At 67.1% G+C, this 14,422-nt stretch carries 14 protein-coding genes and 1 riboswitch; of the genes, 6 read left to right on the top strand and 8 right to left on the bottom strand.

Annotation, left to right across the window (positions count from 1 at the left end; all coding sequences use genetic code 11):
- Positions 1-38 precede the first annotated feature (38 nt).
- Together ACW5IY_RS03105 and metF are read right to left on the bottom strand one after the other, a co-directional pair.
- On the bottom strand, positions 39-623 hold the full coding sequence (locus ACW5IY_RS03105) for a DUF4124 domain-containing protein (RefSeq protein WP_019338075.1): 585 nt from the start codon (positions 621-623) through the stop codon (positions 39-41).
- 40 nt (positions 624-663) lie between these two features.
- Positions 664-1,491, bottom strand: coding sequence for a methylenetetrahydrofolate reductase [NAD(P)H] (metF, locus tag ACW5IY_RS03110; RefSeq protein ID WP_004143823.1), 828 nt, complete (start codon positions 1,489-1,491; stop codon positions 664-666).
- Positions 1,492-1,694: 203 nt separating this feature from the next.
- Between metF and ACW5IY_RS03115 the strand changes: the two genes are divergently transcribed.
- From ACW5IY_RS03115 to ACW5IY_RS03125, 3 genes are read left to right on the top strand one after another with little or no spacing between them, the layout of a single operon-like run.
- On the top strand, positions 1,695-2,621 hold the full coding sequence (locus ACW5IY_RS03115; protein WP_049435607.1) for an alpha/beta fold hydrolase: 927 nt from the start codon (positions 1,695-1,697) through the stop codon (positions 2,619-2,621).
- 24 nt (positions 2,622-2,645) lie between these two features.
- Positions 2,646-3,707 carry a sensor histidine kinase gene (locus ACW5IY_RS03120; protein WP_457326971.1) on the top strand — a complete coding sequence of 354 codons (1,062 nt, stop codon included), beginning with the start codon at positions 2,646-2,648 and terminating at the stop codon, positions 3,705-3,707.
- Positions 3,704-4,435, top strand: coding sequence for a LytR/AlgR family response regulator transcription factor (locus ACW5IY_RS03125; RefSeq protein WP_049435605.1), 732 nt, complete (start codon positions 3,704-3,706; stop codon positions 4,433-4,435). The genes ACW5IY_RS03120 and ACW5IY_RS03125 overlap by 4 nt, the downstream gene beginning before the upstream one ends.
- Before the next feature lie 47 nt (positions 4,436-4,482).
- On the opposite strand, the gene ACW5IY_RS03130 is transcribed toward ACW5IY_RS03125, so the two are convergent.
- The 3 genes from ACW5IY_RS03130 to ACW5IY_RS03140 form a co-directional block, all read right to left on the bottom strand.
- Positions 4,483-5,700 (bottom strand): histidine kinase dimerization/phospho-acceptor domain-containing protein, encoded by a 1,218-nt coding sequence (locus tag ACW5IY_RS03130; RefSeq protein ID WP_160314067.1) that lies wholly within the window; start codon positions 5,698-5,700, stop codon positions 4,483-4,485.
- Positions 5,701-5,771: 71 nt separating this feature from the next.
- Positions 5,772-6,461 carry a response regulator transcription factor gene (locus ACW5IY_RS03135; RefSeq protein WP_049435603.1) on the bottom strand — a complete coding sequence of 230 codons (690 nt, stop codon included), beginning with the start codon at positions 6,459-6,461 and terminating at the stop codon, positions 5,772-5,774.
- A gap of 2 nt (positions 6,462-6,463) precedes the next feature.
- Complete coding sequence (locus ACW5IY_RS03140; RefSeq protein ID WP_049435602.1) at positions 6,464-7,594, bottom strand: DJ-1/PfpI family protein; 1,131 nt, start codon at positions 7,592-7,594, stop codon at positions 6,464-6,466.
- A 105-nt stretch (positions 7,595-7,699) separates the two neighbouring features.
- Between ACW5IY_RS03140 and ACW5IY_RS03145 the strand changes: the two genes are divergently transcribed.
- Positions 7,700-8,257 carry a DUF3228 family protein gene (locus tag ACW5IY_RS03145; RefSeq protein WP_049435658.1) on the top strand — a complete coding sequence of 186 codons (558 nt, stop codon included), beginning with the start codon at positions 7,700-7,702 and terminating at the stop codon, positions 8,255-8,257.
- A 204-nt stretch (positions 8,258-8,461) separates the two neighbouring features.
- Positions 8,462-8,980: an energy transducer TonB gene (locus ACW5IY_RS03150; protein ID WP_160314066.1), complete on the top strand. Its 519-nt coding sequence runs from the start codon at positions 8,462-8,464 to the stop codon at positions 8,978-8,980.
- Here the strand turns inward: ACW5IY_RS03150 and ACW5IY_RS03155 are convergent.
- The 3 genes from ACW5IY_RS03155 to ahcY form a co-directional block, all read right to left on the bottom strand.
- Positions 8,977-9,480, bottom strand: coding sequence for a hypothetical protein (locus ACW5IY_RS03155; RefSeq protein ID WP_049435598.1), 504 nt, complete (start codon positions 9,478-9,480; stop codon positions 8,977-8,979). The genes ACW5IY_RS03150 and ACW5IY_RS03155 overlap by 4 nt on opposite strands.
- Positions 9,480-9,953 carry a Cys-tRNA(Pro) deacylase gene (ybaK, locus tag ACW5IY_RS03160; protein WP_049435597.1) on the bottom strand — a complete coding sequence of 158 codons (474 nt, stop codon included), beginning with the start codon at positions 9,951-9,953 and terminating at the stop codon, positions 9,480-9,482. The genes ACW5IY_RS03155 and ybaK overlap by 1 nt, the downstream gene beginning before the upstream one ends.
- A 170-nt stretch (positions 9,954-10,123) precedes the next feature.
- Positions 10,124-11,569 (bottom strand): adenosylhomocysteinase, encoded by a 1,446-nt coding sequence (ahcY, locus tag ACW5IY_RS03165; protein ID WP_019338084.1) that lies wholly within the window; start codon positions 11,567-11,569, stop codon positions 10,124-10,126.
- A 36-nt stretch (positions 11,570-11,605) separates the two neighbouring features.
- A riboswitch (S-adenosyl-L-homocysteine riboswitch) is annotated at positions 11,606-11,689 on the bottom strand.
- A 120-nt stretch (positions 11,690-11,809) separates the two neighbouring features.
- Here ahcY and ACW5IY_RS03170 point away from each other — a divergent pair.
- A complete protein-coding gene (locus tag ACW5IY_RS03170) occupies positions 11,810-14,326 on the top strand; it encodes a prolyl oligopeptidase family serine peptidase (RefSeq protein ID WP_049435596.1) in 2,517 nt (838 codons plus the stop codon).
- Positions 14,327-14,422: the final 96 nt, after the last annotated feature.

A 14,422-nucleotide genomic window follows, 5' to 3' on the forward strand; every position in this document is an offset into this window, starting at 1 on the left:
GGTCGGATCATCGCAACGCGGGGCTCTGACCCTCCCGATCACAACGTGATCCAGAAACACCCATACTGCCGCCGCAACCCCAGCACCGTCGAAGCGCGCGACACGCTGCCGGGCAAGGTCTGTTCCAGGCGCAGGCCGATCGGATGCCGCGCCACAGAGGCCACAGAGTCGGATCCCTGCGCAGCAGGGCTCTGGCCCTCATCCTGCGATTGCGGCAGCGCCTGCGAGGGATACACCGGCACCACGTCCACCAATGGCCGCCGCGCCAACGATTCCAGCTGGCCAAGGATGCGCTGCGCACCCGCATCGGAGACCGCGCCCCACAGGTACAGCGAGGACAGCCGGTTCACGTCGTTGCTGAGGATGCCAGTACGCAGCGCATCCACCAGTTCGCTCAGCCGCCGCGGGCAGCGTGCCCCCAGGGTGTCGCGCTGCAGGGTGTTGCCGGCGGGCGCAGGCGGCGGAAGCCGCGACTGCGCACCCAGGCTGTCGCAGGGACGGTCGGTATACACGCTCTGGCCCTGGGCATCGGTGCAGCGGTTCAGGCGCGTGGACTGTGCCTGGGCGACGCTCGACAGCACGCACAGCGGCAGCAGCAACAGCAGGAAGGAAAGCCGGATCATCGCCACAGGGTAGCGCCGATCACGCTGGCGCGCCGTGCGCTCAGCCCTGCAGCAGCTTCAGCACCGAGGTGGTCGGCTTGGCCAGGTTCAGTGTATAGAAGTGCAGGCCGGGTGCGCCGCCTTCGATCAGGCGCTGGCACAGCCGGGCCACCACTTCAGTGCCGAATGCACGCACCGACTCCGCATCATCGCCGTAGGCCTGCATCTTGCGGCTGATCCAACGCGGAATCTCCGCACCACACTGTTCGGAGAAGCGACGCAGCTGGCTGAAGTTGGCGATCGGCATGATGCCGGGGGTGATCGGTACCTGCACGCCCAACCGCCGCACTTCGTCGACGAAATGGAAGTACGCGTCCGGGTTGAAGAAGTACTGGGTGATCGCCGCATCGGCACCGGCATCGATCTTGGCCTTGAAGTGCTTCAGGTCGGCCAGTGCATCGGAGGCCTGCGGATGCGTTTCGGGGTACGCGCCCACTTCGATATGGAACGCATCGCCGTGCTCGGCGCGGATGAAGTCGATCAGTTCGGCGGCATAGCGCATGTCGCCGGGAAAGCCCATGCCCGACGGCAGGTCGCCGCGCAGCGCGACCAGGCGGCGGCAGCCGATGGCGCGGTACAGCTTGAGCAGCTCGCGGATTTCCTGGCGGGTGCCGCCCACGCACGACAGGTGCGGCGCGGCATCGAAACCGTGGTGCTGGTTGAGATGGCGCACGGTTTCGGAGGTGTAGCTCAGGGTCGAGCCACCGGCGCCGAAGGTACACGACACGTACTCGGGGCCGTAGTCCTTCAGCTTGGCCGCGGCGCGGTCCAGCTGGCTGCGCTGTTCGTCGGTCTTGGGCGGATAGAACTCGAAGCTGATGGCAGTCATGGCACGGGCGGTGGCGGCGGGTGCGGGTCAGTATATCGCTTCATCAAGATGGATGTTTGACGGCTGCGTGAGGGCAGGCCATCCGTGGCACGCGACCGTTCGCCCCGGTGTCCGGCCGTTGCTCCGAAATCACAACCGGGACGCCTCGGCCCGGCCCACGCTGCTCCCATCCCGGCAACATCCACCCGACGAAGGAGCAGACGATGAAGATCTTCCTGGCACTGTGGTACGCAATGAAGGCGCTGGCCCGGCTGGCGATGATTGGCATGGCGATGGCCGTGCTTGGCTCCGGTTCGGCCCATGCGGCGGCCGCCACAGGCACCGGCAAGGTGCAGGTCGAGGTGGTCGGCAAGGGCCGTCCGCTGCTGATGATTCCCGGTCTCAACAGCAGCGCCGAGGTCTGGCGCGAGACCTGCCTGGCGCTGAAGGACGTGCAGTGCCATCTGGTGCAGCTGCCCGGTTTTGCCGGCGCCGAAGCCGCTGATCCGCGCCCGGCCGAGTTCCTGCCGGCGATGCGTGGGCAGCTGCTGGCCTACCTGCATGACCAGCACCTGGGCCCGGTGGTGGTGATCGGACACAGCCTGGGTGGCCTGCTGGGCATGCAGATGGCGCAGGCCCAGCCGACGGCGGTCAGCGCACTGGTGGTGGTCGATGCACTGCCGTTCCTGCCAGCCGCGCGTGACCCGAAGGCCACCGCAGACAGCGTGCGCCCGATGGCCGACCAGCTGCGCAAGGGCATGCTCGCTGCCGACGCCCCGCAATGGCAGGCGCAGTTGAAGGCGGGCCTGCCGGGCATGACCCGTGATCCGCAGCGCCAGGCCGAGCTGGGCCGCTGGGGCGAAGGCAGTGACCGCCAGACCACCGCCGATGCCATGCATGCGGTGATGACCACCGACCTGCGCGACAGCATCGCCTCGATCAGCGCACCGACGCTGGTGCTGGGCAGCTGGGCCGGCTACCAGCCGATGGGCGGCACCGAGGACAGCACCCGCGCGGTGTTTCAGGCGCAGTACGCGAAACTGAAGGGCGTGCAGATCGCGATGAGCGCACAGGGGTTCCACTTCCTGATGTGGGATGATCCGCGCTGGCTGCAGGAGCAGGTGCAGCGTTTCCTCGCCGCGCACCCCTGACCCTTGTCCTCGCCGAGAGCTCGCATGGACGCCACCACCTCATCCCGCCGCTTCTGGACGCTCAATGCACTGGCATGGGCGGGTTATGCGATGTACGGGCTGTGGGCCGGGATGCGGATCGGCGGCGGCGTGGTGTTCAGCGGCATCGTGTTGATCACCGTCAGCGTGGCCGCCTGCCTCTGGGTGTGCAGCGGCATGCTGCGCGCGATGGCGCTGCGCCAGCGCTGGTGGGAGGGGAGCCTGGGCAGCCTGGTGTTGAAACTGGCCGCCGGTGTGGTGGCCGGTGCCAGCGTCGCACAGGCGATGACGGCGGCGCTGCTGCTGCCGGCGCTGGCACTGGGCTGGGTGCAGCTGCCTGGCGGCCACGCGGATTACCGGTGGTCTTCGCTGCTGGTGTACTGGATGAACACCGCGCTGTTCCTGCTGATGTGGACCGGCCTGTGGGCCGGCCTGTGGGCCGGCCTGCACGGTCTGCGCCGGGCGCGCCACAGTGAACTGGCCCGGCTGCGCGCCGAAGCCGAACGCAGCGCACTGGAGCGCGATGCACTGCGCGCACGGCTCAACCCGCACTTCATGTTCAATGCGCTGAACAACCTGCGCGCGCTGATCCTGGAAGATCCCGAGCGTGCGCGTGACATGGTCACCCGCCTGTCGCGCACACTGCGCCAGGCGCTGGCGCACAACCGCAGTGAGCAGGTCACGCTGGCCGAAGAACTGGCGGTGGTGGACGACTATCTGGCGATCGAGGCCATCCACTTCGAGCAGCGCCTGCAGGTAGCTCGGCGCATCGATGCTGACGCCCTGCAGGCGCAGTTGCCGGCGATGGCGCTGCAGCTGCTGGTGGAGAATGCGATCAAGCACGGTATTGCCAGCCGCCCCGGTGGTGGCGAGGTACAGATCCAGGCCACGCTGGACGGCGATGTATTGCGACTGCAGGTGGACAACCCGCTGGGCAGCGCCAGCGAGCCTGCCGACGGGCATGGCGTCGGCCTGGCCTACCTGCGTGCGCAGCTCGGTTCGCGCGGCCGTTTCACCCTGCAACCGGTCGGCGATCGCATGCAGGCCCTGCTGGAGATTCCACAATGAGTGCCATGCTGCGTGTGTTGATCGTTGATGATGCGCGGCTGGCGCGGCAGGAGCTGCGCACGCTGTTGTCGGCGCTGCCCTGGGTGCAGTGCGTGGGTGAGGCCGACGATGTGCCTGCCGCGCGCGAGGCGATCGCCACGCTGGCGCCGGACCTGGTACTGCTGGATGTGCAGATGCCTTCCGGCAGTGGGTTCGATGTGCTGGACGGCCTGGAGACGGTGCCGGCGGTGGTCTTCGTTACTGCCTACGACACCTACGCGGTGCGCGCATTCCAGGCCAACGCGCTGGACTATCTGATGAAGCCGGTGGAAGCGCCCCGGTTGCTGGAGGCGCTGGAGCGGGCACGCCAGCGCGAAGTGGCTTCAGCCGAAGCGCCAGAGATGCGTGGCACGCTGGGCGCGCAGGACCAGGTGTTCGTGCGCGAGGGCGAACGCTGCTGGTTCGTGGCGGTCTCCGAGATCCGCCGGCTGGTGGTAGATGGCAACTACACCCGGTTGTGGTTCCGCGACCAGAACGCCTTGCTGACCCGCAGCCTGAGCGCACTGGAAACACGCCTGCCGCCGGATCTGTTCTTCCGTGCCAACCGCAATACCCTGGTCAACCTGCGCCGCATCCGCGGCGTGACGCCCAGCATCGGCGATGGTTACGACCTGACGCTGGATGACGGCAGCGAGGTGGAGGTGTCGCGCCGGCAGGCGCGTGAACTGCGTGAACGGATGGCGTTGTAGGGGCCGCTACAACTCGGCACTGACGGGGCTGGACCGCCGGAGGCGCTTCATGCCTCGGCTGGCTGCCCCCTCAAGCGGGCCATCACCCCGCCACCGCCTTGCTGGATGACCAGTTCGAGCCCGTAGTGGCTGCACAGTCGCCGCATGATATCCAGGCCCAGGCCGTTTCCCTCGCTGCCATCACGCTTGTCGAATGGCCGCGGCTCGGGCCAGTTGCCAAGGAAGGGTGAAGTACCTGCCGTGTTGTGCACCAGCAGCTGAGCGTCCTGCCATGCAATCAGGACCTGGCCCTGCGTGGTATGCGCGAACGCATTGCCGACCAGATTGGCCAGGACTACGCGCAGGGCCGCCTCGGGCGCGCGCAGCGTGGCCCCTTCGGGCACGGTCAGCTGTACCTCGACTGGCCGTGCAGCCAGCAACGGAGACTGCTCGATGATCACCCGTTCCAGCAGCGGCACAAGTTTGACCGGCGGAGCGCCGTGGCTGGCGGTTTCCTCGCGAGCCAGCGCCAGCAGCGCCGCAATGGCCTGTTGCAGCTGCAGTGCCGAAAGACGGATATGCTGCACATGCTGGCGGCCACGCTCGGACAGGCCCGACTCGCTGGCCAACTGGCCCGCCGCACTGGAGATGACGCTCAAGGGGGTGCGCAGTTCGTGGCTGGCATCGCGCGTGAACGCGTGTTCGCGGGCAACGAAGGCAGCGACGCGTGCGGACAATCCATCCAGCGCGCGCGCGAGCACGCCAATCTCGTCATCATCGAAACGTGCTGCCAGGCGCACGCCGGGGCCTGGTTCCGGCTTCAGCGCTTCAACCTCTTCGACCAGCGCGTAGAGCGAGCGTGTGCTGCGATGGGCGAGCCAGATGCCGAGGACAATCGCCGCAATCAGGACCAGCAGTGCTGTGCCGGCAAGCAGCATTACGACCCGATCGCGGATCGGCCGGACCACCAGTTGCGCACTGACCTCCGACACAAGCCAAGCAGGGCGGGCGCCGGCCGGGGGATCGATCCGCTTGAGATGGTAGTGCCGGCCATCGACACCCGCGAACTCCGAGCGCCACGGTTCCTTTACGAACCCGCTGCGCAGATCGTCGGGGAAGGTAGAGGGTGAACGATGCAGCTGGATTGCGGCATCGGCAGGTGTGCGCCAGTCCCCTTCGTGCGCGTACCGGGCGAGCTGAGTGCGTGCTTCACGGTCCAGTTGGGCGTTGAAGATGCTGTCTTCCACCACATACATGAACACCAGCGAGTAGGTGCCGAACACCATGGCGGTGAACAGCGCGAAGGCTGTGAATGTGATCAGCAGTCGACGGCGCAGGTGCTGGGTGGGCCGCGGTTTCATGGCGAAGCTTCCAGACGGAAGCCGACACCGTGGACGGTGCGCAGCATCTCGCCTTCGAACGGCCTGTCCAGTACCTGCCGCAACAGGTACAGATGCGAGCGCAGCGGATCGGAAGGAGGTGCTTCGTCCCCCCACAGGCGTTGAACGAGCTCGCTGCGGGTGACGGTTCGCGGCCAGGCCTCGGCCAGTACGAGCAGGATGCGCTGCGGAACCTGTGCCAGCTCCAGCAGCAATCCCGCGCGCCAGGCCTGGCCGCTGCGGCGGTCGATGTTCAACGGTCCAATCTGCAGGAGGTTCGGTTGGCCCACGCGATGGCGGCGGGCGAGGGCGAGACAGCGGGCGAGCAGCTCGGCATCGTCGAAGGGCTTGACCAGATAGTCATCCGCACCCGCAGCGAAGCCCTGCAGCTTGTCGTCGATCGCATCGCGTGCGGTCAGCATCAGGACGGGGACGTGCCGATCACTGCACTCGCGCAACCGACGGCAGACCGTCGTACCATCGGTGCCCGGCAACCCGATATCGAGCAGCACCACATCCGGCGGTGACGCCAGCGCCAACTGCAGCCCGACGTGTCCGTCAGCGGCGAAATCGACCAGATGGCCATGCACCTGCAGCATGTCGATGATGGCCGAGGCCAACGGCAGGTTGTCTTCAATCAACAGCAGGCGCAGGCGCTCGGCGTCCATGGTCAGGGCTGCATGCGGGCCAGGAGAGCGTTAGCTTCGTCCAGACCGGGCTGCTTTTCCAGCACCGCCAGTACCTGCGAACGGGCCAGATCGGTCCGGCCCAGGCGCCAGTGCGCTTCTGCCATCGCAACCTGCAGCCTCGGCTCGTCCATATGCGGGCTGGCCAACTGCATGATGGACAGCGCGTCGGCGGTCGCAGTGGCGTCCTTTGCCGCTTTCAGCTGGTAGAAACCCAGCATGCCGATCAGCTCGACGTGATGGTCGGACGGGCGCTGCGCCAGTATCTGCGCCGCCTGCCCATCGCGCTGCTGCAGGTGCTGCTCCACCAGCGCCATGCTGCGTTCATCGCGCCATGCCTGCCGTGCCAGTGGCACACGCCCGCTGGCGCGCACGAAGGCGTCAGCCAGTGCGGCGGTCGAGAACGGGTTCTGACCGGTCAGCAGGCGTCCATCGACTACGACCTTGGGCATCATCAGCGGTGCCTCCTGCCAGCGTGCGCCCAGCTCGCGCATGCGCGGTTCAAGCTGGAACGCGAATTCCTTCGCCCAACGTTTGCCGAACAGTGCTTCTTCCTCTTCCGTGAATCCGGTCATGGCGCGGCCTTCCACCATGGCCCGGCCATCGGGAAGGCGAACACCTGCCAGTGCGGCCGGACCATGGCATACCGCCGCGACCAGTCCACCCTGCTGCCAGATTCCGGCAATCGTGGCATGCAGGGCCTTGTCGGCCGGAAGGTCGAACATGGCACCCTTGCCGCCGATCACCAGGACGCCCTGGTAGTCGCTGGCGCGCAGTTGTGCAGTGGGCAGCGTCGCGGCAAGCTTGCCCATTGCCTGGGAATCGGCAAGGACGGCTGAGTTGAAGGCCTCGGTGGGGTTGTACTTGTCAGCCTCGACGGCGCCGCCACGCGGACTTGCCACGTCGATGTCGAAGCCGTTCTGCTTGAGGATGAGCCAGGCCTGGGCGAATTCGTCCATCTCGAAGCCCGGGCGGGTCTTCCCTTGGTCCCGGCCTTCGCTGCTGACAACGAGCAGCACCCGCGATGCTGCGGCAGACGCGGAAGATGGGGTCATGGCAGGGAGGAGAAGGACGGCCAGCAGGCCGGACAGCAGGGGGGAGCGGAAGCGGTTCATGCAGGATTCTCCGGGAGATGTACGCGCACTGTGGCCGGCAAATGTGAAGCAGACTTCAAGCGCATCGACCGTTACCCTGAGGGCCTGTTCCCGCTCGTGCATGCCATGTCCATCGTCCTCACCGATTTCGCCCGTCCCCGTCTGTTTCCGCGCGTGCCGCGCGGCAACACCATCCAGGACTGCACTGCCGAGCAGTTCGAGGCACACCTCAACGCGCATGCGCCGCTGAAGGTGCTCGACGGCTACGCCCCGTTCTGCAAGCTGTTCGTCTACGAGAACTGGACCAGCACGCGCTGCCTGACGGTGCCGGTCACCGAGGCCAACCGCCATCTGCTGCGCAGTGGTTACGAGGCACGCAACCGCGAGGAACTGCCGGTGCTGGTGCGCTGGTTCGAGGGCGTGGAATCACCGCGTGCGAACTACCTGGTGGTGATCCTGTACAGCGCTGGGCAGCTGGCGAAGGAAGGTTCACCGATCGAGGCCGAGTGGGGCATCGTCGGCTGCATCTACACCGCCGAACCGGAAGAGGTGCCGATGGCGCCGATCACGATGATGCGCAATGCGCTGGGCGTGGAGGAGGGCGGTTCCGGTGTGCCGCTGGACCGGGAGGCCTACCGGCGCTCGGTGGCGTTCTGGGAGAACAACGCCAACTGGCGGCCCTGAGCCCACGCTGTGGCCGGACAGCCGGCATGTGAACAGGGTGACGGCAGTGGAGCGCTACCATGGCGGTGAATCAACGCAGGGAGCACAGGGATGAATGTTCGCAGCTGGATGCCGTTTGCATGGGGCGCCGCAGGCCTGCTGGCCGCAAGTGAAAGCTCGGCAGCAAAGTACGATGCAGGCGCTGCCTGTGGGGCCCTGTCCGACGTGACGCTGATCCGCGACGCGGGCGTGGGTTCACTGCACGCGCAGGCAACCTCGGGGCGTTGCACGTTCCATGTGGAAGCGGATGACGCAGCAGCGCTTTCGCGTCAGCAGTCGTTGCTCCAGAGCGTGTCGGCGATTGCCTGTGGTGGGCCAGCCACCACCCGGCCTTCGCAAGGGGCTGCGGGCTTCGACCTGCAGATGCCTGCGCGTTGCCCGCTCTCTTCCAGCACGCCGTTGATTGGCCGGGAAGGAGGCTGGCACCAGCGGCGGCTCTCGTCGGTCCCGGCGTATCCTGCGGCTGCCATGCGCGAAGCCCAGCAGGGCGGTGTCGAGCTGATGCTGCTGCTGGATGCACAGGGCAAGACCCAGGCGATCATCCTGTCCCGGTCCAGTGGGTACCCACTGCTCGATGCGGCGGCGCTCAAGCACGCGCGTGACTGGCGTTATGAGCGTGAAGCGGCGGGCAAGGCGCCAAACATGAGCCTGATACGCGGAACGGTCACGTTCAAGCTCAACTAGGGCGTCTGCAGGGCGGGCTCGGCCTTCCACTCCCACCAGCGGTAGTGGTACTCGCGCTCGGTCGCGCTCCATGGCTGCGCGCAGCAGGTGCACGTCAGCCGGTAGCATTCGCCCCAGCCGTCCTCCGCTTCGCCCCGTGCACGCAGCTGCACGTGACCTTGTTCCAGCAGCGGCTCGGGGCTGAAGAACACATAGGAAGGGTAGAGCGCGCACAGGCAGCCTTCGCGCGCCTGCCAGTAGCGCAGCCGTTGCAGGGCCGCCTTGAGGTGAGCCTGGTTGCTGATCAGCATGCCGCCAAGGGCGACGCCCTGGCAGCTGCGTTCAATCGTATCCGCATGCGCGCTCAACGCCTCCAGGGATGCGGGAGTGAACAATCGGGCGACGGTGGGTGCGGCATCGGTGATGCGCGTTGCGTCGCGCGACAACAGGTCCTGCAGCAGCACATCGGCCTGAGCATCCTCAAGCCGGGGCGACGGCGCTGCGGACCACGGCCAGCGCATCAACGTGCCTTGCCGATCGCCGCGTAGTGGCCGGCTGTCAGTCGCAGCAGATCGGTGGGCGCCAGTTCCACTTCCAGGCCGCGGCGACCGGCGCTGACATGCAGCGCGGGCAATGCCTGCGCGCTGGCGTCCAGGAAGGTGCGCAGGCGCTTCTTCTGCCCGAGCGGGCTGATGCCACCGACCAGGTAACCGGTCGCGCGCTGTGCGGCGTCGGCGGCGGCCATCTCGCACTTCTTGCAGCCGGCCGCTTCGGCCAATGCCTTCAGGTCCAGCTGGCCGGCCACCGGCACGATCGCCACCAGCAGTTCGTGTGCCTCGGTGCTGGCCAGCAGGGTCTTGAACACCTGGGCCGGATCGAGGCCGAGCTTGTCGACGGCTTCGCCGCCATAGGATTCGGCGTGGGCGTCGTGCACGTAGCTGCGCACGGTGTGGGCGATCTTCTCGCGCTTGAGCAGGTTGATGGCCGGGGTCATGGGGGCATCGTAGCGCGCGCTGAGAGTGCTGCCTTGACCGAGGCTATTGGCCCCCACTCTGGTGGATGCGTGATGTTCGGCCGTGCGCAAACGCTGAACGGGCGCCCGAAGGCGCCCGTCCGTGTCGCATGCACCGGAAGTGCGGGCCGTTGGCCGGCACCCCACAGTCATCAGTAGCGGTAGTGGTCCGGCTTGAACGGGCCTTCCACCGGCACGCCGATGTAGTCGGCCTGTTCCTGGCTGAGGGTGGTCAGCTTCACGCCGATCTTTTCCAGGTGCAGGCGGGCCACTTCTTCGTCCAGCTTCTTCGGCAGCAGGTAGACCTTCTTCTCGTAGCTGTCCTTGTTCGCCCACAGGTCGATCTGTGCCAGGGTCTGGTTGGCGAAGCTGTTGGACATCACGAAGCTCGGGTGGCCGGTGGCGCAGCCCAGGTTCACCAGGCGGCCTTCGGCCAGCAGGAAGATCGCGTTGCCGTTCGGGAAGATGTACTTGTCCACCTGCGGCTTGATGTTGACGTGCTTGATGCCGGCGAACGACACCAGCGCATCGACCTGGATCTCGTTGTCGAAGTGGCCGATGTTGCAGACGATGGCCTGGTCCTTCATCGCGCTCAGGTGCTCGATGCGGATGATGTCCTTGTTGCCGGTGGTGGTGACGTACAGGTCGGCACGGCCCAGGGTCGATTCGATGGTGTTGACTTCATAGCCTTCCATCGCCGCCTGCAGGGCGCAGATCGGGTCAATCTCGGTGACGATCACGCGCGCGCCATAGGCACGCAGCGAGGCGGCGCAGCCCTTGCCGACGTCGCCGTAGCCGCAGACCACGGCCACCTTGCCGGCCAGCATCACGTCCATCGCGCGCTTCAGGCCATCGGCCAGCGACTCGCGGCAGCCGTACAGGTTGTCGAACTTGCTCTTGGTGACCGAGTCGTTGACGTTGATCGCCGGAATCAGCAGGGTGCCGGCCTGGGCCAGCTGGTACAGGCGGTGCACGCCGGTGGTGGTCTCCTCGGAGACGCCCTTCCAGTCCTTGACCACGCGGCCCCAGTAACCCGGTCGCTCCTTGGCGACGCGCTTGAGCAGGTTCTTGATGACCTGTTCTTCGTGCGAGGCGGAGGCGGTGTTGACCCAGTCGCTGCCGTTTTCCAGCTCGTAGCCCTTGTGGATCAGCAGGGTCACGTCACCGCCGTCGTCCACCACCAGCTCCGGGCCGGTCAGGGTGCCATCGGCCAGGGTGAAGGTCAGCGCGTCCAGGGTGCAGTCCCAGTATTCTTCCAGGGTCTCGCCCTTCCACGCGAACACCGGGGTGCCGGTGGCGGCGATCGCCGCAGCGGCGTGGTCCTGGGTCGAGAAGATGTTGCACGAGGCCCAGCGCACGTCGGCGCCGATGTCCTTCAGGGTCTCGATCAGCACTGCGGTCTGGATGGTCATGTGCAGCGAGCCGGTCACGCGCACGCCCTTCAGCGGCAGGCTGGCGGCGTGCTTGCGACGGATCGACATCAGGCCCGGCATTTCGTGCTCGGCGATGTCCAGTTCCTTGCGGCCCCAGTCGGCCAGCGTGATATCGCGGATCTTGTAATCACCTTCGGTGGAGAAGGTCTTGGCAACAGCGTTCATTCGTGTGCTCCGGTTGTGGACGAGCGGGTGCTCGCATCTAGCCGGGCGCCGTTGTTACAAAGCCACCTTACCGAGCCTGGCCGGGCCTCATGGGATCCGGTCGCAGCGCCCCTCGGCAGGGGAGAACGCCCAGTATATCGCGGCCCCGGCATGACATCGGAACGACCCAACCATCGGCAGATGGGATCGCGTGCACAGACTGTTAAGGTCGGTGTTTTCACGCATCACACAGGTGGAACGATGAGCATGCACGCGCGCCGCACACGGCGCTGGACCGGCCTGGTCCTGTCGATGGGACTGCTGGCGGTGGCCCCGCTGGCCTGGGCGGCAGCGCCGCAGCCTGTGGCCGCACAGGCCCAGGGCGTCAATGGCTACGAACTGCCGTCGGCCGCGCTGCAGGCGGTGGTGGACGCGCCCCGTGCGCCCTCGTTGTACCTGTCGCCACGCCGCGACGTGGCCGCGATGATGCAGATGCCGTCGCTGCCGTCGATCCAGGTGGTGGCGCAGCCGGAACTGAAGCTGGCCGGCCTGCGTATCAACCCGCGCACGTTCTCCGACAGCCGCTTCAGCTTCGGCGAGAAGCTGTGGCTGATGAACGTTGCCGACGGCAAGGAACGGCAGATCAGCGGCCTGCCGGCCAAGCTGTCGATCGCCAGTGTGATGTGGTCGCCGGACCAGAAGTGGCTGGCCTTCAACCAGGTCGATGCCGCCAGTGGCGCCAATGAACTGTGGCTTGTGGACGTGGCCGGTGGCAGTGCCCGCCGTCTGGTTGCCGGCCTGAACACGGTGATCGGCAGCGGCTACCAGTGGCTGCCGGACAGCCGCGGCCTGGTGGTGTTCACCCGCCCGGCCAACCTCGGTGCGGCCCCGGCCGCCGACGGCATTCCGACCGGTCCGGCCGTGCAGCAGACCAGCCAGGGCGGCGGCGTCGTGTCGATCCGTACCTACCAGGACCTGCTGAAGAACGAGGCCGACGCGCGCCAGTTCGATTACTACGCCACCACCCAGCCGATGGAAGTCAGCCTGGATGGCCGTACCCGCGCGATCGGCGCGGCCGGCATCTTCATGGGCTTTGCAGTGTCGCCGGATGGCCGCTTCGTGCTGCGCCAGCCGGTGCAGCGGCCGTACTCCTACGTGGTGCCGGTGAGCAGTTTCCCGCGCCGCATCGAAGTGATCGACCGTGCCAGCGGCAAGCTGGTGCACACCGTGGCCGTGCGTCCGCTGGTGGAAGGCCTGCCTACCGGCAACGACGCCGAAGTGACCGGCGTGCGCGACATCAGCTGGCGCGGTGATGCCGATGCCACCCTGGTCTGGGCCGAAGCGCAGGACGGCGGCGATCCGAACCGGGAGGCCAAGGTGCGCGATGCGGTGTTGATGCAGGCCGCGCCGTTCGACAAGCCGCCGGTGACCCTGGCCCAGCTCGGCAGCCGTCTGGTGGGTATCAACTGGGGCCGTGGCGACCTGGCCCTGCTGACCGAGTCGTGGTGGAAGACGCGCAAGACCAGGACCTGGCTGATTGCCCCGGACAATGCCGGTGCCGAGCCGCGCCTGCTGTGGGATCGTGACGCGCAGGACCGCTATTCCGATCCGGGCCGTCCGCTGTTGTCCAGCGACGACCGCGGCCGCTCGCTGCTGCAGACCACCGCCGATGGCGGCAGCCTGTATCTGGCCGGTGCCGGTGCTTCGCCGGAGGGCGACCGCCCGTTCGTGGACCGCTTCGACATTGCCAGTGGCAAGGCTACCCGCCTGTTCCACTCGCAGGCGCCCAGCTACGCCGCGCCAGTGGCGCTGCTGGACGACCGGGGCAGCTCGCTGCTGCTGAGCCGTGAAAGCCCGGATGAGCCGGCCAACTTCTACGTGCAGTCGCTGGCCGATGCCGGTGCCGCACCGCGCGCGCTGACCCATTTCGCCCATCCGCTGCCGCAGCTGAAGGGCGTGCAGAAGGAGCAGATCCGCTACAAGCGCAAGGATGGCGTCGACCTGACCGCGACCCTGCTGCTGCCGCCGGGCTACGACCCGAAGCGCGGCGGCCCGCGGCCGCTGCTGATGTGGGCCTACCCGGGCGAGTTCAAGAGCGCGGCGGCGGCCAGCCAGGTGACCGATTCGCCGTACCGCTTCAATGCGGTCAGCTACTGGGGCCCGCAGGCGTTCCTGGCCAAGGGTTATGTGGTGCTGGCCAGCCCATCGATGCCGATCATCGGTGAGGGCGACAAGGAGCCGAACGACACCTACATCGAACAGCTGGTGGCCAACGCGCAGGCCGCGGTGGATGAAGTGGTGCGTCGTGGCGTGACCGATCGCGAGCACATCGCCATCGGTGGCCATTCCTACGGTGCGTTCATGACCGCCAACCTGCTGGCGCACACCCGCCTGTTCAAGGCCGGCATCGCGCGCAGCGGCGCCTACAACCGCACGCTCACCCCGTTCGGTTTCCAGGCCGAGGAACGCAACTACTGGCAGGCGCAGGACGTCTACCAGAAGATGGCGCCGTTCAATTATGCCGACAAGATCAAGGACCCGATCCTCTTCATCCACGGCGTGGACGACAACAACTCTGGCACCTTCCCGATCCAGAGCGAGCGCATGTTCGCCGCGGTGAAGGGCCTGGGTGGCACCGCGCGGCTGGTGATGCTGCCGAACGAATCGCACGCCTACCGCGCACGCGAATCGATCATGACCATGCTGGCCGAAAGCGAGCGCTGGCTGGAACAGACCATCGGCCCGGCCGAGCAGGTCAAGGCGAAGAAGAAGCGCTGACTAGTGTGACGGCGGCCCCCGCAACGGGGCCGCCTGTGCGGCTGCGCCGCCGCCCGAGCATGGGCTCGGGCGCTACACGGTGTCACGCGCCACGAC

The sequence above is a fragment of the Stenotrophomonas sp. C-A genome (assembly GCF_054030835.1).